The following is a 14271-nucleotide window of genomic DNA, read 5'->3' on the forward strand; positions in this document are numbered from 1 at the left end:
ATTATCGGCCCGGGACCCGCCAGTCCTCCCACCCGACATTCCCCATGCGAGGAAGGGTGAACGTACGACGTATCGGTTGCACATCGAGGTCGTTCGTCTTCGCGCCGCCGACGGCGACGGCGACGGCGATGGTGGCGGTGGCGAGCACGGCCGAGCCGATGGTGATGACCAGCATGGTCGTGTCGCCGTCGAGGTGCCAGCAGGCGAGCGCGGCGATACCGACGAGTGCGAGGACGGTGAGGTACCCCGAGAGCGCCTGCCAGCGCCTTCCAGTAGGGGCCGGGCGCGGACCGCGCTTCCCGGGCCTACCGGCCGAGGACGATGTAGACCGCGAATAGACCGCGCGCAGCCGTACTTTGCCGGTCGCCGTCGCGCGCCACCGGTTGACACAAGATCGGCCCATGACCGGATTGCACCTGGTCAGGGGCCGATTTGTGCTGGTGGGCCTTGGTGCCCCCGGTGAGATTCGAACTCACACTGGACGGGTTTTGAATCCGTTGCCTCTGCCAGTTGGGCTACGGGGGCGAGCGCGGGGAACTTTACGCGATCACCGGTGACGCGCGTGTGGCGGGGCGGGGTGTCGCGGTCGCCACTTCGTGGTGAACGCCATCTTGGGAACTGGATCGTTCCCGGTAGTCTGACCTTTCGCGGGTTACCGCGAGTCAACCGTCCCGCCGAGCCTTCAGGAGGACCCCGGTGACCGAACAGGCTACCGAGGCCAACGGTGCCGCCACCGTGCCGCAGCGTCGGGTGCTCGTTGCCGAGGACGAGGCGCTCATCAGGCTCGACCTGGTCGAGATGCTGCGTGAAGAGGGCTACGAGGTGGTCGGCGAGGCCGGCGATGGTGAAGAAGCCATCAACCTGGCCACCGACCTCAAGCCCGACCTCGTCATCCTCGACGTCAAGATGCCGAAACTCGACGGCATCGAGGCGGCTGCCAAGATCACGAGCGACCGGATCGCGCCGGTCGTCATCCTCACCGCGTTCAGCCAGCGTGACCTCGTCGAGCGGGCCCGTGACGCGGGCACGATGGCGTACCTGGTCAAGCCGTTCGCGAAGCGTGACCTCGTGCCGGCCATCGAGCTGGCCGTGAGCCGCTTCTCCGAGTTGCAGGCGCTGGAGGCCGAGGTCGCGGGCCTCACCGACCGGCTCGAGACCCGCAAGGTCATCGACCGGGCGAAGGGCCTGCTGATGAGCCGCCAGGGGCTCACCGAGCCGGACGCGTTCCGGTGGATACAGCGCACCGCGATGGACCGCCGCACGACGATGAAGGCGGTGGCCGAGGCCGTGGTGGAGAGCATCGGCTAGGTCTCACCCATTCGAGTGGCAAAACGGGCGTGACCAGGGGGTCGCGCCCGTTTTGGTGTGGTCTTCCGTCGCTCTGCGCGGTGCGAGAGGGCACGTTTGCTACCTTCGAGTCCGATCATGGCTCGTTGCTTCTTCACCTGCTGAGCGGAGCCCCTAGACTGCCGACATCGATCTGACCGCAAGTCAAGTACGCCGATTGAGGTGCTATCCGAGTACTCAGTGTCATCACCCGGTTGTCAGATTGCGACAATCGGGTGGAGAACGTCCATTACTGCCGGTGACGACCGTCACGATGTGGATACAAGACAGTGGGTAACTCTGTGCAACACTTCGCGGGGCGGCTACTTTCAGCGGCCAGTCAGTTCCCACATAGGGACGAGCCGTTCGCTTCGAACGGTTGGGTGGCATTTGGAGGAAGAGTGCAGAGAGCACGACTCACGAAGATCTTCGTGCTGGCGGCTGCGGGGGCCATCTCCCTGAGCGCGTGCGCGGCGCGTACCGACAGTGGATCCGGCGGATCCGACAGCAGCGCGCCGCAGGCCGCGGCTCCGTCGGCCGCCGCCGACGCCGCCGACCCGGCGGGTGACGGCAAGGCGCAGTGTTCGCCGACCTCCATCGCCTACGCCGGCACCATCAACGGCGCCAACGCGGCCCTCGGCATCAACATCCTGAACGGCGCCAAGCTCGCGGTCGACCAGCACAACAAGGCGAACCCGGGCTGCCAGGTCAAGCTGGAGCAGTTCGACACGGAAGGCACGCCCGACAAGGCGCCCGGCATCGTGACCCAGATCGTGAACACCCCGGGGATCATCGGCGTCGTGGGCCTCCCGTTCTCGGGTGAGTCCAAGGCCGCGGGCAACATCTTCAACGGCGCCGGCCTCGTCACGGTCACGCCGTCGGCCACCGCCCCCGTGCTGAGCACCAACGGCTGGAAGACCTTCTTCCGCGGCCTCGGCAACGACAACAGCCAGGGCCCGGCCGCCGCGAAGTTCATGACGGGTGAGCTCGGCGCCAAGAAGGTCTGCGTCATCGAGGACGACTCCGAGTACGGCACCGGTCTCGCCGCGACGACCAAGCAGGGCCTCGGCAGCGCGCTGGCGTGCGAGGACAAGGTCAAGACGAAGCAGACCGACTTCTCGGCCGTGGTCAACAAGGTCAAGGCCGCCGCTCCGGACGCGGTGTTCTACTCCGGCTACTACCAGGAAGCCGCTCCGTTCGCGCAGCAGCTGAACGACGCCGGCGTCACCGCGAAGTTCGTGGGCCCGGACGGCGTCAAGGACGACGAGTTCGTGAAGAACGCCGGCGACGCCGCCGCGAACGCGTACTTCACCTGCCCGTGTGTGCCGGCGGACCAGTTCACGAAGTTCACCGACGCGTACAAGGCCGCGGCCGGCAAGGACCCGGGCACCTACTCGCCCGAGGCCTACGACCTCGCCACGATCCTGCTGAAGGGCATCGACAGCGGCAAGACCACGCGTCCGGCGCTGCTCGACTTCGTCAAGACCTACGACGGTCAGGGCCTCACGAAGCACTTCAAGTGGGACGACAAGGGTGAGCTGTCGTCGACCACCGTGTGGACCTACAAGGTCGAAAACGGCAAGATCGTGCGCAACACCGAGATCAAGTAGCCCAAGCTTCCGTTCCACTCACCGGGGTGCGTGTCCGGCGGATCGATCCCGCCGGGCCCGCACCCCGGACCCACATGGAGAACTAGTGTGTCGATGACCCATGACCTGAGCTCGCTCGTCCTCGCGCAGGGCGACAGCTGGATCACCTTCGACGTGGGCGCCTTCGTTGGAAACTTCTGGGCCAACACGATCGACGGTCTTGCCTACGGCAGCATCTACGCGCTCGTGGCGCTGGGCTACACCCTCGTCTACGGCGTCCTGAAGCTCATCAACTTCGCCCACTCCGAGGTGTTCATCTACGGCGCCTACGCGGTGTGGTTCACCTTCTTCGGCCTCGGCTTCCGGTCCGGGGCGACGCCCGAGCTCCCGGTCGTCGAGCTGATCGGGTTCCTGTTGCTGGCCTTGATCGCGGCGATGGCCGTGTCCGGCGGCACGGCGGTACTCCTCGAACGCGTGGCCTACCGTCCGCTGAGGAAACGCGGCGCGCCGAAGCTGGTCTTCCTGATCACCGCGATCGGCGCTTCCTTCGTACTGCAGCAGATTCTCTTCATCTGGCGCGGCGGCAACGCCGAGCAGGGCATCCGCCTGATGCGCAACGAACCGGTGTTCAAGATCTTCGGCGCCGACGTCACCAACGTCACGATCATCACGGTCATCGCGTCGATCGTGCTGATGCTCGCCGTCAACGCGTTCGTGAACCGCACCAAGTTCGGCCGCGGCATCCGCGCGGTGGCGCAGGACCCGGACACCGCCACGCTCATGGGCGTGAACAAGGAACGCGTCATCACGCTCACGTTCCTCATCGGCGGTCTGCTCGCCGGCGCGGCGGCCCTGTTCTACATGATGAAGATCCCGCAGGGCGCTTCGTACCAGGGCGGCTTCATCCTCGGCATCAAGGCGTTCACCGCCGCGGTGCTGGGCGGTATCGGCAACCTGCGCGGCGCGCTGCTCGGCGGCCTGCTGCTCGGGGTCGTCGAGAACTACGGCCAGTCGCTGTTTGGCGGCGAGTGGCGCGACGTCGTCGCGTTCGTGCTCCTCGTGCTGATCCTGATGGTCCGCCCGACCGGTATCCTCGGCGAGTCGCTCGGAAAGGCACGGGTATGACGGTGACCTCGACGCCGCCGGCCGCGACCGCCCCCGCGAAGCGCAAGCGGCCGATCTCGGACTGGTGGAACAACCTGCCGCGCGTGCAGCAGTGGCTCGTGCTCGTGCCCCTGGTGGCGCTGATCTACCTGCTGCCCGTGCTCAACCCGCCGATCATCACCACGCAGCCGGGGTACGACTTCCCGATCGCGATGTTCGAGGTCTCCCGCTATGCGCTGGTCGCCATCGGGCTCAACATCGTGGTCGGCCAGGCCGGCCTGCTGGACCTCGGGTACGTCGGCTTCTTCGCGGTCGGCGCGTACGTGATGGCGCTGTTCACGAGTCCCGATTCGACGCTGCACAAGCTGCCGTTCCTCGTCGTGCTCCCGATCGCCATGGTGGTCACGATGATCTTCGGCGTGATCCTCGGGACACCGACGCTGCGACTACGCGGGGACTACCTCGCGATCGTCACGCTCGGGTTCGGCGAGATCGTGCGTCTGCTGGCGGACAACGTCGACCCGTTGCGCGGCAACCGCGGCTTCCAATCGGTGGGGCACCCGCCGGGCACCAACGCCGACGGCAGCCCGCTGTTCAACAACTCCGACGGCACACCGTGGTACTGGCTGTGCGTCACGCTCATCATCCTGGTGCTGTTCCTCGTCGGGAACCTGGAACGCAGCCGCGTCGGCCGCGCCTGGGTCGCGATCCGCGACGACGAGGACGCCGCCGAGATCATGGGCCTGCCGACGTACAAGTTCAAGATCTGGGCGTTCGTGTCCGGCGCCGCGGTCGGCGGCCTGTCCGGCGCGCTCTACGCCGGGCAGCTGGGCTTCGTGAACAACCAGAAGTTCGACGTCGTCACGTCGATGCTGTTCCTGGCCGCGGTGATCCTCGGTGGTGCGGGCAACAAGGTCGGGGTGCTGCTGGGCGCGATCGTGGTGGCCTACATCCCGCTGCGGTTCCAGGCGATCGCCGAGTACAAGTACCTGATCTTCGGTCTCGCGCTGATCATCCTGATGATCTTTCGCCCGCAGGGCCTGCTCGGTGCGCGGCAACGGCTGCTCACGTACGGCAGGCAGGCGTACCAGCGGCTGCTCGGCCGCGGCGAGCAGGTCAGCAGCGACGGCTCGCTGGCCTCCGACCCCACGGGAGAGAAGGCATGACCGCCCCTGGCAGCGGCACGGGCCCCGAGGTCCCGGCCGAGGGCGGCCTCGTGGCCGAGGTCGCCCAGATGAACGCGGAACAGCTCGCCGAGCACGAGGCGGAGGTCGCCGAGGTCGTCGCAGCGGACCGTGAGATCGACGTCGCGATCGGGCAGACCCTGCTCAAGGTCGACGACGTCACCGTGCGCTTCGGCGGTCTCGTGGCGCTCGACGGCGTGTCGTTCGACATCCGCCGCGGCGAGATCCTGGGCCTGATCGGGCCCAACGGTGCCGGCAAGACCACGTGCTTCAACGCGATGACCGGCGTCTACCGGCCCAGCTCCGGCCAGGTGCTGCTGGAGGACAAGCCGCTGGGCAAGGCCTCGCGCCACGCCATCACGCAGCTCGGCATCGCGCGCACGTTCCAGAACATCCGGCTCTTCTCCGAGATGACGGCGCTGGAGAACGTGGTGGTCGGCACCGACGCCCGCCACAAGACCAGCCTCGTCGGCGCCCTGCTGCGCACGCCTCGCCACCACCGCGAGGAGAAGCAGGCGATCGAGAAGGGCATGGCGCTGCTGGAGTTCGTCGGCATCGCCGACCGGGCGGCCGACCGCGCGAAGAACCTGCCCTACGGTTACCAGCGGCGCCTGGAGATCGCGCGGGCGCTCGCGACCGAGCCGAAGCTGCTGTGCCTCGACGAGCCGGCCGCCGGGTTCAACCCGGCGGAGAAGGAAGAGCTCATGGGGCTGATCCGGACGATCCGCGACGACGGCTACACCGTCCTGCTGATCGAACACGACATGAAGCTGGTCATGGGCGTGACCGACCGGATCGTGGTGCTGGAGTTCGGCAAGAAGATCGCGGAAGGGGTGCCTGCCGAGATCCGGGAGAACCCCGCCGTGATCGCCGCCTACCTGGGGGTGCCCGACGATGACGTTGCTTGAGCTGTCCGAGGTCTCGGTCCACTACGGCCGGATCCAGGCCGTGTCGGACCTGTCCATCACGGTCGACGAGGGCGAGATCGTCACGCTGATCGGGGCCAACGGCGCGGGCAAGTCCACCACGATGCGGGCCATCTCCGGAATCCGGCCGATCTCGGCCGGCGCGATCCGCTTCGACGGCGAGGACATCTCGCGCCTGCGCGGTGACTTGCGCGTGGTCCGCGGGATCTCGCAGTCGCCCGAGGGCCGGGGGATCTTCCCGGGCATGACGGTGCTCGAGAACCTTGACATGGGCGCGTACGCGCGCAAGGACCGGAAGAACCTTCAGCCGGACTTCGACCGTGTCTTCGAGCTGTTCCCGCGGCTCGCGGAACGCAAGACCCAGATGGGCGGCACGATGTCCGGCGGCGAGCAGCAGATGCTGGCCATCGGGCGCGCCCTGATGGCGAAGCCGCGGCTGCTGCTGCTCGACGAGCCGTCGATGGGGCTCGCGCCGCAGTTCATCCAGCAGATCTTCCGGATCATCACGGAGATCAACCGCCAGGGCACCACGGTGCTGCTGGTGGAGCAGAACGCGCAGCAGGCCCTTTCGCGGGCGCACCGCGCGTACGTGCTGGAGACCGGGCGCATCACGAAGTCCGGTACCGGGAAGGAACTGCTGGCCGACACCAGCATCAAGGAGGCCTACCTCGGCGTCGGCTGAGGCAGGAGACCCTGTGCGACGGCCCCTCGCCCCGGTGGGTGAGGGGCCGTTGCCATTTCAGCCGGCGAAACCCGGTGTGAGATCGCGCCGGTTTCTGGACTGAGCGATTTCGTGCCGCCCCTCGAGCCGCGCGAAATCGGGAGGGAAGAAATCGGCTTGAGGCGATCTCACCGCCTCGGCGGAGCCGAGGCAGAAGACACAGCTCCCGGCGGCCGGTCCCGCACCACGCAGGTGAGGCGGGCGGTGCAGGTGCGCCGGCCTTCGTCGTCGGTGAGCACGATCTCCGCGGTGATGATGCCGCGCCCGACGTGCAGCGGAGTGGCGACGCCGGTGACCATTCCCGAGCGCACGGCGCGGTGGTGCGTGCACGACAGCTCGAGACCCATTGCCGCGCGGTCGGTGCCCGCGTTGAGCGCGGCGACGATCGAGCCGAGTGCTTCGGCGACGGTGGCGTTGGCTCCGCCGTGCAGCAGGCCGTAGGGCTGGAGGTTGCCCTCGACGGGGATCGTGCCGACGACGCGCTCGGGAGTGGCCTCGAGGATCTTCAGCCCGATCTTGTCGTTCAGCTGCTGGTCGGCGGCCGCGGGGTCGATCCCCGCGCGGGTTTCCAGCGCCAAGTCGCCGGCCTGCTCGGTCACGCAATGCTCCTCAACCTATGCGACACGTAAGAGTGTCGGACCCTCACCTTAGACTCGCTCCCGTGAGCCCGAGTGAGAACCGAACCGTAGTGAACGCCACAGCAGCCACGACCACGGCCGAGCGGCCCCGCCTGCTGCTCATCGACGGTCATTCGATGGCCTACCGCGCCTTCTTCGCGCTGCCCGCGGAGAACTTCAAGACGAAGACCGGTCAGGTCACCAACGCGGTGTTCGGGTTCACCTCGATGCTCATCAACCTGCTGCGCGACGAGGAGCCCACGCACCTCGCGGTGGCGTTCGACCTCTCGCGCAAGACCTTCCGGTCGGAGACGTTCGCCGACTACAAAGCCAACCGCAGCACCACGCCCGACGAGTTCCGCGGCCAGGTCGACCTGGTCAAAGAGGTGCTCGAAGTGCTGGGCATTCCGTCGCTGGTCAAGGAGAACTTCGAGGCCGACGACATCATCGCCACCCTCACCACGCAGGCCGGCGTCGAGAACTTCGACGTGCTGATCTGTACCGGCGACCGCGACGCGCTGCAGCTGGTCAACGAGCACGTCACCGTGCTCTACCCGAAGCGCGGCGTGTCGGACCTGGTTCGCTTCACGCCCGACGCGGTGGAAGAGAAATACGGCCTCACGCCGACCCAGTACCCCGACTTCGCGGCGCTGCGGGGCGACCCCTCGGACAACCTGCCGGGCATCCCCGGGGTGGGGGAGAAGACGGCGGCGAAGTGGATCCGCCAGTTCGGCACGCTGGCCGACCTCATCGACCGCGTCGACGAGGTCAAGGGCAAGGTCGGCGACGCGCTGCGCGAGAACCTGACGTCGGTCACCCTCAACCGCCAGCTCACCGAGCTGGTTCGCGACGTGCAACTCGACCTGGTGCCCGACCAGCTGGAGCTGCGGCCGTGGGACCGCGACGCGGTGCACCGCCTGTTCGACGAGCTGGAGTTCCGCGTGTTGCGCGACCGGCTCTTCGCCACGCTCAGCAGCGCCGAGCCGGAGGCCGAGGAAGGCTTCGACGTCTCGGGTGAAGCGCTCGCGCCCGGTGCGCTCGGCGCCTGGCTCGCCGCGCACACCGGCGAGGGCGAGCCGGTGGCGGTCGCGTTCCGCGCCACGGGCACGTCGATCCGCTCCGACCTGCGGGCGCTGGCCTTCGCGTGCGCCGACGGTGAAGGCGCGTACATCGACGTCACGGCGATGGACGAGGCCGACGACACGGCGCTGGCCGCGTGGCTGGCCGACGAGAAGATCCGCAAGATCGGCCACGACCTCAAGGTGGCGCTGCACGCCGTGCGCGCCCGCGGCTGGACGCTCGCGGGGCTGGTGCTCGACACCGCGCTCGCGGCCTACCTCGTGCGCCCCGGCCAGCGCACCTTCGAGCTCGACGACCTGGCGCTGCGCTACCTGCACCGCGAGCTGCGCTCCGAGGCCGCCGAGGGCGACGGCCAGCTGTCGCTGCTCGACGGTGGCGCCGAGGGTCTGGAGCAGAAGGAGATCTCCGACGAGCTGGTGAAGGCCCGTGCGATCTACGAGCTCGCCGGTGCGCTCGGCAAGGAGCTGGAGGACCTCGGCGGCGCGAAGCTGCTCGCCGAGCTGGAGCTGCCGCTGCTCGAGGTCATCACCGAGCTGGAGGCCGCGGGCATCGCCGTGGACGTGGAGCAGCTCACCGAGCTGGAGGCCCACTACCTCGGCCGTGTCACGCAGGCCGCCGAAGAGGCGTACAAGGTGATCGGCAAGCAGATCAACCTGGGTTCGCCGAAACAGCTGCAGGTCGTGCTGTTCGAAGAGCTCGGCATGCCGAAGACCAAGCGCACCAAAACCGGCTACACCACCGACGCCGAGGCGCTGCAGAGCCTGTTCGAGAAGACCGAGCACCCGTTCCTGCAGCACATGCTGGAGCACCGCGACGCCACACGGCTGCGCACCACCGTCGAGGGCCTGATCAAGTCGGTCGCCGACGACGGGCGCATCCACACCACGCTGCAGCAGACCATCGCGGCGACCGGGCGGCTGTCGTCGGTCGACCCGAACCTGCAGAACATCCCGGTGCGCACGGAAGAGGGCCGGCGCATCCGCGACGCGTTCGTGGTCGGCGAGGGCTACGCCGAACTGATGACCGCGGACTACAGCCAGATCGAGATGCGGATCATGGCGCACCTGTCGAAGGACGAGGGCCTGATCGAGGCCTTCAACAGCGGAGAGGACCTGCACACGTTCGTCGCGTCGCGCGCGTTCTCTGTGCCCGCCGACGAGATCACGGCGGAGCAGCGCTACCGCGTCAAGGCGATGTCCTACGGCCTGGCGTACGGGCTGTCGGCCTACGGGCTTTCGCAGCAGCTGCGCATTTCGACCGAGGACGCGAAATCGCAGATGGAGGCGTACTTCAACCGCTTCGGCGGCGTGCGCGACTACCTGCAGTCCGTGGTCGGCGAAGCCGGGAAGACCGGCTACACGGAGACGATCTTCGGCCGCCGCCGCTACCTGCCCGACCTCAACAGCGACAACCGCCAGCGCCGCGAGATGGCGGAGCGGATGGCGCTCAACGCACCGATCCAGGGCAGCGCCGCCGACATCATCAAGGTCGCGATGCTCAACGTGCACGGCGAGCTGGTCAAGGCGAAGCTGCGCAGCCGTGTGCTGCTGCAGGTGCACGACGAGCTCGTGCTGGAGGTCGCCGAGGGCGAGCGCGCCGAGGTCGAGAAGCTCGTGCGCGAAGGCATGGGGTCGGCCTACGACCTCGCCGTGCCGCTGGAGGTTTCCGTCGGCTACGGCCGTTCGTGGAACGAAGCCGCGCACTAGGGCGTGTCTGACAAACGTCGTGTGTGGCGGCTGGGATGCTGTCGGTCGTGTCGCGGTTTGAGTTGCTGTCGGATGAGCAGTGGGTGTTGATCGAGGATCTGTTGCCGGTGCGTACCGGTAAGCGGGGTCGTCCGTTTTCGGACGCGCGGGCGATGGTGGAAGGGATCATCTACCGGTATCGGTGCGGGATCGCGTGGCGGGATGTGCCGGCGGTGTTCGGTCCGTGGCAGACGATCTGGACCTGGCACCGTCGCATGGCCGGTGACGGCACGTGGGACACCGTGTTGCAGCGGCTGCTGACCGCTGCGGATGCGGCCGGGATGGTGGATTGGGCGGTGTCGGTGGATTCCACGATCGCGCGGGCGCATCAGCACGCCACCAACATCAGGCGTGTCACAGGGGGCTGGGTCGAACTACACGGATCTGCTCGCCGAGCCGCCTGATCATGCGATCGGCCGCTCGCGCGGCGGCTGGAGCACGAAGGTCCACCACCTCGTCGACGGGAACGGCCGACCACTGGTGACGTTGGTCGGTCCCGGTCAGGCCGGCGACGCACCGATGTTTCCGCACCTGATGCGGCACCTGCGGATCCGTCGGGCTGGGCGTGGTCGGGCACGTACTCGTCCCGACCGGGTCCGGGGCGACAAGGCCTACTCCTCGCGAGCGATCCGCGGGCACTTGCGCACCCGCGGCATCACCGCCGTCATCCCCGAACCTGCCGATCAGGTCGGGCACCGCACACGCCGGGGTTCACGCGGCGGCCGCCCACCAGCGTTCGATGTCCTCGACTACCGCGGCCGCAACGTCGTCGAGCGCGGCTTCAACCTGCTCAAACAATGGCGTGGCTTGGCCACCCGCTTCGACAAGCTGGCCATCGTCTACCGCTCCGCCGTACTCCTCCACGCCGTGATCACCTGGACCAAGGCTTTGTCAGACGTGCTCTAGGACTCCGAACGGACCAGAGAGGCTCCTTCCCCGCGGGGAAGGAGCCTCTCTGGTTACTTCGCGTCACTAACGAAATCACCAGGTCGGGCCGGGGGAGAACCCGGGTGCCGGTGCAGGTGATCTTGAGTCGAGACAACGCTGAGCTTCGCCCACGGGGTCCCCGGCCAAGGGGGATCGGAGAAAGGACGGCGAACGATGGCGAGTGAACTGCAGAGACGCAAGATCTCCACGGTGTTCGGTGCGATGGATGTCGACGGCGACGGATTCCTCACCGAGACCGATTTCCAGGCGCTCACCGACCGCTGGACGAAGGCACGCGGCCTCATTCCCGGCTCGCCCCAGGCCACCCGCCTGAGCGAGATCATGATGGGCTGGTGGACCACGCTGCTCGCCGCGTCCGACATCGACCGCGACGAGAAGGTGACGCTCGACGAGGTCCTGCTCGTGGTGGACCAGCTGGGGGACATGCCCGATTCGGTACGCGGCACGGCGGCCGCGATGTTCGAGGCCATCGACGAGAACGGCGACGAGCGCATCTCGCGCGAGGAGTACCGCCGGCTCATCGAGACCTGGAACGGCACGGCCACCGACACCGACACGGTGTTCCCGGTGCTGGACCTCAACGGCGACGGTTACCTCGCGGCCGACGAGTTCACCGAGCACTGGCTCGAGTTCTGGGCCGGCGACAACGCCGACGCACCGGGCACCTGGGTGTTCGGCCGGTTCGACCTGCCGCTGGGCGCCCGCTGACGACTTGCGTGCCGCGGCCGCACCTCCGGCGGCCGCGGCACGCGAACGGGGAGACATGATGTACGAGATCTCCGATCTCGCGGAGGACGGCGCCGCTGCCGGCGCCGGCTTCTGGCTCCACCAGGCGGCCCTGGCCTGGCGCGCCGCACTCGATGTCCGGCTGCGCCCGCTGGGCCTCACGCCGACGCAGTTCCTCCTGCTGTCCGCGGCCGCCCGCCTCGAGCGCACCGCCGGCCCCGCCACCCAGCAGGAAGTGGCCGAACACGCCGGCGCCGATCGCATGATGACGTCGAAAGTCCTGCGGGCGTTGGAAGTCCGCGGCATGCTCAGCCGCACGGCCCACGAACGCGACGCCCGCGCCGTCCGCGTCTCCCTCACCCTCGCGGGACGCGACCTGGCGGCCGACGCCGCGGCCGTCGCGGCCGAGTTCGACAGCGCTTTCTTCGGCCCCGCCGCGGAACGGCTCGCCCGCGAACTCCGTTCCGTCGCGGAGAGCCGCGAAAGGTCTGGACCACTGACGGCGGAGGGTGCCTTGCGGACGGCGCCGAACGGGTGAGTGCGCTGGCCCGGGCTGGTCCACTTTCCCGAAGCGGGCCCAATCCCGGCGGGTCCCCGCGTAGGGTCGCCTGAGTGGGTTTCCCGGCCGAGCGAAGACGCTGGCGGGTGCGGCTGCGCGACCACGGCGGCCGGATCCACGGCGCGGGCACGATGCTCGACGAGGACCACGTGCTCACCTGCGCCCACGTCGTCGAGGACGCCGGCGGCCCCGAAGCCGAGCTGTCCGTGGATTTCGTCGGGATGCGCGAATCCGGCGGCACGGTCGCGAAAGTGGTGCCCGGTGCGTGGTTCCCACCGGCGCGCGACGAACGCGGGGACATCGCGGTGCTGCGCCTCGCGAACCGGCAACCGGGTTCGCTGGCCGCGCCGCTGCACCGGATGCTTCCCGCCAGGCTCGGACCACGGGCTCTGGTGGCAGGGTCGGATCGTCGACGAGGGCGGGCCGGGCTGCGAATGGGTGCAGCTCGCCCGGGACCACGAAGCGCACCCCATCACCGGCGGCTTCTCCGGCGCGGCCGTGCAGGCCGAGGAAGGTGGAGATCAAGTTCGGGGTGAAGCTCAGCGCCGAGGCGGGCGCCGTCATCGCGAAGACCGGCGTGGAGGGACAGCTCGAGATCAAGCTCAAGTGGCGCCGAGACGGTGCCGACGGGGGGTGAGACCGCAGGTCCGGTGTGGACGGTCCGGCTCAGAACAACGTCGGCGGTCCCACCGGCGTCGGTTCGGCCAGCGGTGCCAGCTCGGGCACGCGCGCCCGCACGTCGTCGTGGAAGCGGCGGGCCAGCAGCAGCGCGTCGGCGTTGTCCGGGGTGTGGAGGAAGACCGTGGGGGAGCGGCCTTCGCGCAGCCAGTGCGCCACGGCCTCGGCCCAGGGCAGCCAGCCTCAGAACAACGTCGGCGGTCCCACCGGCGTCGGTTCGGCCAGCGGTGCCAGCTCGGGCACGCGCGCCCGCACGTCGTCGTGGAAGCGGCGGGCCAGCAGCAGCGCGTCGGCGTTGTCCGGGGTGTGGAGGAAGACCGTGGGGGAGCGGCCTTCGCGCAGCCAGTGCGCCACGGCCTCGGCCCAGGGCAGCCAGCCGGCTGCGGTCTGCTCGGGGTCGTCGCGGCCGATATAGCGGACGACGGGGTTCGCGGTGAGGGCGCGGATCCGCCGGGGCATGCGGGGCTTCTTCAGCCACGCCTCTTGTTCGGCTTCGGACGTCGGTCGCTGGGCGAACAGCACCGTGGTGTCGAAGGTGATCCATTCGGCGCCGACGCCGGCGAGGACACGTTCCAAGGCCTGGGCGGCGCGCCCGTCTTCGAAGAACGCGCGGTCGCGGACCTCGACGGCGTAGCGGTACTCGCGGGGCAAGCGCCGCAGGAAACCGGCTAGGGCACCGAGGGCCTCCGGCGAGAACGACGGCGGAAGCTGGATCCACAGGGTGTGGGCGCGTTCGCCCAGTGGCTCGATCGCCGCCAGGAACGGGGTCAGCAGCGCGTCGCCGTCGCCGAGACCGCGTTCGTGCGTGATGGGCTTCGGCAGCTTGAGTACGAACCGGAAATCGGCCGACGTCTGCTCGGCCCAGGTCTCGACCGTGGCGCGCGACGGCGTGGCGTAGAACGTCGTGTTGCCCTCGACCGCGTTGCACCACGTCGCGTACGCGCGCAGGCGCTCGCGAGGGGCCAGGGGGTGCGGCAGGAGCCGGCCCTGCCAGGGCGCGTGCGTCCACATCGCGCAGCCGACGTGGAGTTTCACGCCGCCAGCCTAGTGGGGACACCACGGTCAGGT

At 68.7% G+C, this 14271-nt stretch carries 14 protein-coding genes, 1 tRNA gene and 2 pseudogenes; 12 read left to right on the forward strand and 5 right to left on the reverse strand.

Annotated features, from left to right (window positions below; all coding sequences use genetic code 11):
* Position 1: 1 nt before the first annotated feature.
* Entirely contained in the window at positions 2 to 403 is a 402-nt protein-coding gene (locus QRX50_RS26895; RefSeq protein ID WP_285965946.1) for a hypothetical protein, read from the reverse strand.
* Between the two features lie 45 nt (positions 404 to 448).
* Positions 449 to 525, reverse strand: a tRNA-Leu gene (locus tag QRX50_RS26900).
* A gap of 171 nt (positions 526 to 696) precedes the next feature.
* On the opposite strand from QRX50_RS26900, the gene QRX50_RS26905 reads away from it, so the two are divergent.
* The 6 genes from QRX50_RS26905 (at position 697) to QRX50_RS26930 (ending at position 6811) form a co-directional block, all read left to right on the forward strand.
* Complete coding sequence (locus QRX50_RS26905; protein WP_220242049.1) at positions 697 to 1308, forward strand: ANTAR domain-containing response regulator; 612 nt, start codon at positions 697 to 699, stop codon at positions 1306 to 1308.
* Between the two features lie 449 nt (positions 1309 to 1757).
* A complete protein-coding gene (locus QRX50_RS26910) occupies positions 1758 to 2936 on the forward strand; it encodes a branched-chain amino acid ABC transporter substrate-binding protein (RefSeq protein WP_285974568.1) in 1179 nt (392 codons plus the stop codon).
* A gap of 93 nt (positions 2937 to 3029) precedes the next feature.
* A complete protein-coding gene (locus QRX50_RS26915; RefSeq protein ID WP_285965947.1) occupies positions 3030 to 4040 on the forward strand; it encodes a branched-chain amino acid ABC transporter permease in 1011 nt (336 codons plus the stop codon).
* Positions 4037 to 5185, forward strand: coding sequence for a branched-chain amino acid ABC transporter permease (locus tag QRX50_RS26920; protein ID WP_285965948.1), 1149 nt, complete (start codon positions 4037 to 4039; stop codon positions 5183 to 5185). The genes QRX50_RS26915 and QRX50_RS26920 overlap by 4 nt, the downstream gene beginning before the upstream one ends.
* Positions 5182 to 6111, forward strand: a complete 930-nt coding sequence (locus QRX50_RS26925; RefSeq protein ID WP_285965949.1) for an ABC transporter ATP-binding protein — start codon at positions 5182 to 5184, stop codon at positions 6109 to 6111. Before QRX50_RS26920 ends, QRX50_RS26925 begins: the two co-directional genes overlap by 4 nt.
* Entirely contained in the window at positions 6098 to 6811 is a 714-nt protein-coding gene (locus QRX50_RS26930; protein WP_285965950.1) for an ABC transporter ATP-binding protein, read from the forward strand. Before QRX50_RS26925 ends, QRX50_RS26930 begins: the two co-directional genes overlap by 14 nt.
* Before the next feature lie 167 nt (positions 6812 to 6978).
* Here QRX50_RS26930 and QRX50_RS26935 read toward each other — a convergent pair whose 3' ends face one another.
* Positions 6979 to 7449: a PaaI family thioesterase gene (locus QRX50_RS26935; protein ID WP_285965951.1), complete on the reverse strand. Its 471-nt coding sequence runs from the start codon at positions 7447 to 7449 to the stop codon at positions 6979 to 6981.
* Positions 7450 to 7511: 62 nt separating this feature from the next.
* On the opposite strand from QRX50_RS26935, the gene polA reads away from it, so the two are divergent.
* The 6 genes and pseudogenes from polA to QRX50_RS26965 all read left to right on the forward strand — a co-directional run bounded on the left by polA (position 7512) and on the right by QRX50_RS26965 (position 13162).
* A complete protein-coding gene (gene polA / locus QRX50_RS26940; protein WP_285965952.1) occupies positions 7512 to 10253 on the forward strand; it encodes a DNA polymerase I in 2742 nt (913 codons plus the stop codon).
* A gap of 35 nt (positions 10254 to 10288) precedes the next feature.
* Positions 10289 to 11198 (forward strand): annotated as a pseudogene (locus QRX50_RS26945) (IS5 family transposase).
* 195 nt (positions 11199 to 11393) lie between these two features.
* Complete coding sequence (locus QRX50_RS26950) at positions 11394 to 11948, forward strand: EF-hand domain-containing protein (protein WP_285965953.1); 555 nt, start codon at positions 11394 to 11396, stop codon at positions 11946 to 11948.
* 55 nt (positions 11949 to 12003) lie between these two features.
* A complete protein-coding gene (locus QRX50_RS26955; protein WP_285965954.1) occupies positions 12004 to 12504 on the forward strand; it encodes a MarR family winged helix-turn-helix transcriptional regulator in 501 nt (166 codons plus the stop codon).
* Between the two features lie 74 nt (positions 12505 to 12578).
* On the forward strand, positions 12579 to 13061 hold the full coding sequence (locus tag QRX50_RS26960; RefSeq protein ID WP_285965955.1) for a trypsin-like peptidase domain-containing protein: 483 nt from the start codon (positions 12579 to 12581) through the stop codon (positions 13059 to 13061).
* Positions 13040 to 13162, forward strand: a complete 123-nt coding sequence (locus tag QRX50_RS26965; RefSeq protein ID WP_285965956.1) for a CU044_2847 family protein — start codon at positions 13040 to 13042, stop codon at positions 13160 to 13162. Before QRX50_RS26960 ends, QRX50_RS26965 begins: the two co-directional genes overlap by 22 nt.
* A gap of 29 nt (positions 13163 to 13191) precedes the next feature.
* Here the strand turns inward: QRX50_RS26965 and QRX50_RS26970 are convergent.
* Positions 13192 to 13386, reverse strand: a pseudogene (locus tag QRX50_RS26970) (DUF72 domain-containing protein); the annotation flags it as partial.
* On the reverse strand, positions 13387 to 14214 hold the full coding sequence (locus QRX50_RS26975) for a DUF72 domain-containing protein (RefSeq protein WP_285974569.1): 828 nt from the start codon (positions 14212 to 14214) through the stop codon (positions 13387 to 13389).
* Positions 14215 to 14271 lie beyond the last annotated feature (57 nt).

Source organism: Amycolatopsis sp. 2-15 (assembly GCF_030285625.1).
GTDB lineage: Bacteria > Actinomycetota > Actinomycetes > Mycobacteriales > Pseudonocardiaceae > Amycolatopsis > Amycolatopsis carbonis.

Excerpts from the sequence above, each read along its gene's own strand:
- QRX50_RS26895 (WP_285965946.1), bottom strand. The coding sequence starts at position 403 with ATGGGCCGATCTTGTGTCAACCGGTGGCGCGCGACGGCGACCGGCAAA.
- QRX50_RS26915 (WP_285965947.1), top strand. The coding sequence starts at position 3,030 with ATGACCCATGACCTGAGCTCGCTCGTCCTCGCGCAGGGCGACAGCTGG.
- QRX50_RS26920 (WP_285965948.1), top strand. The coding sequence starts at position 4,037 with ATGACGGTGACCTCGACGCCGCCGGCCGCGACCGCCCCCGCGAAGCGC.
- QRX50_RS26925 (WP_285965949.1), top strand. The coding sequence starts at position 5,182 with ATGACCGCCCCTGGCAGCGGCACGGGCCCCGAGGTCCCGGCCGAGGGC.
- QRX50_RS26930 (WP_285965950.1), top strand. The coding sequence starts at position 6,098 with ATGACGTTGCTTGAGCTGTCCGAGGTCTCGGTCCACTACGGCCGGATC.
- QRX50_RS26950 (WP_285965953.1), top strand. The coding sequence starts at position 11,394 with ATGGCGAGTGAACTGCAGAGACGCAAGATCTCCACGGTGTTCGGTGCG.
- QRX50_RS26955 (WP_285965954.1), top strand. The coding sequence starts at position 12,004 with ATGATGTACGAGATCTCCGATCTCGCGGAGGACGGCGCCGCTGCCGGC.
- QRX50_RS26975 (WP_285974569.1), bottom strand. The coding sequence starts at position 14,214 with ATGTGGACGCACGCGCCCTGGCAGGGCCGGCTCCTGCCGCACCCCCTG.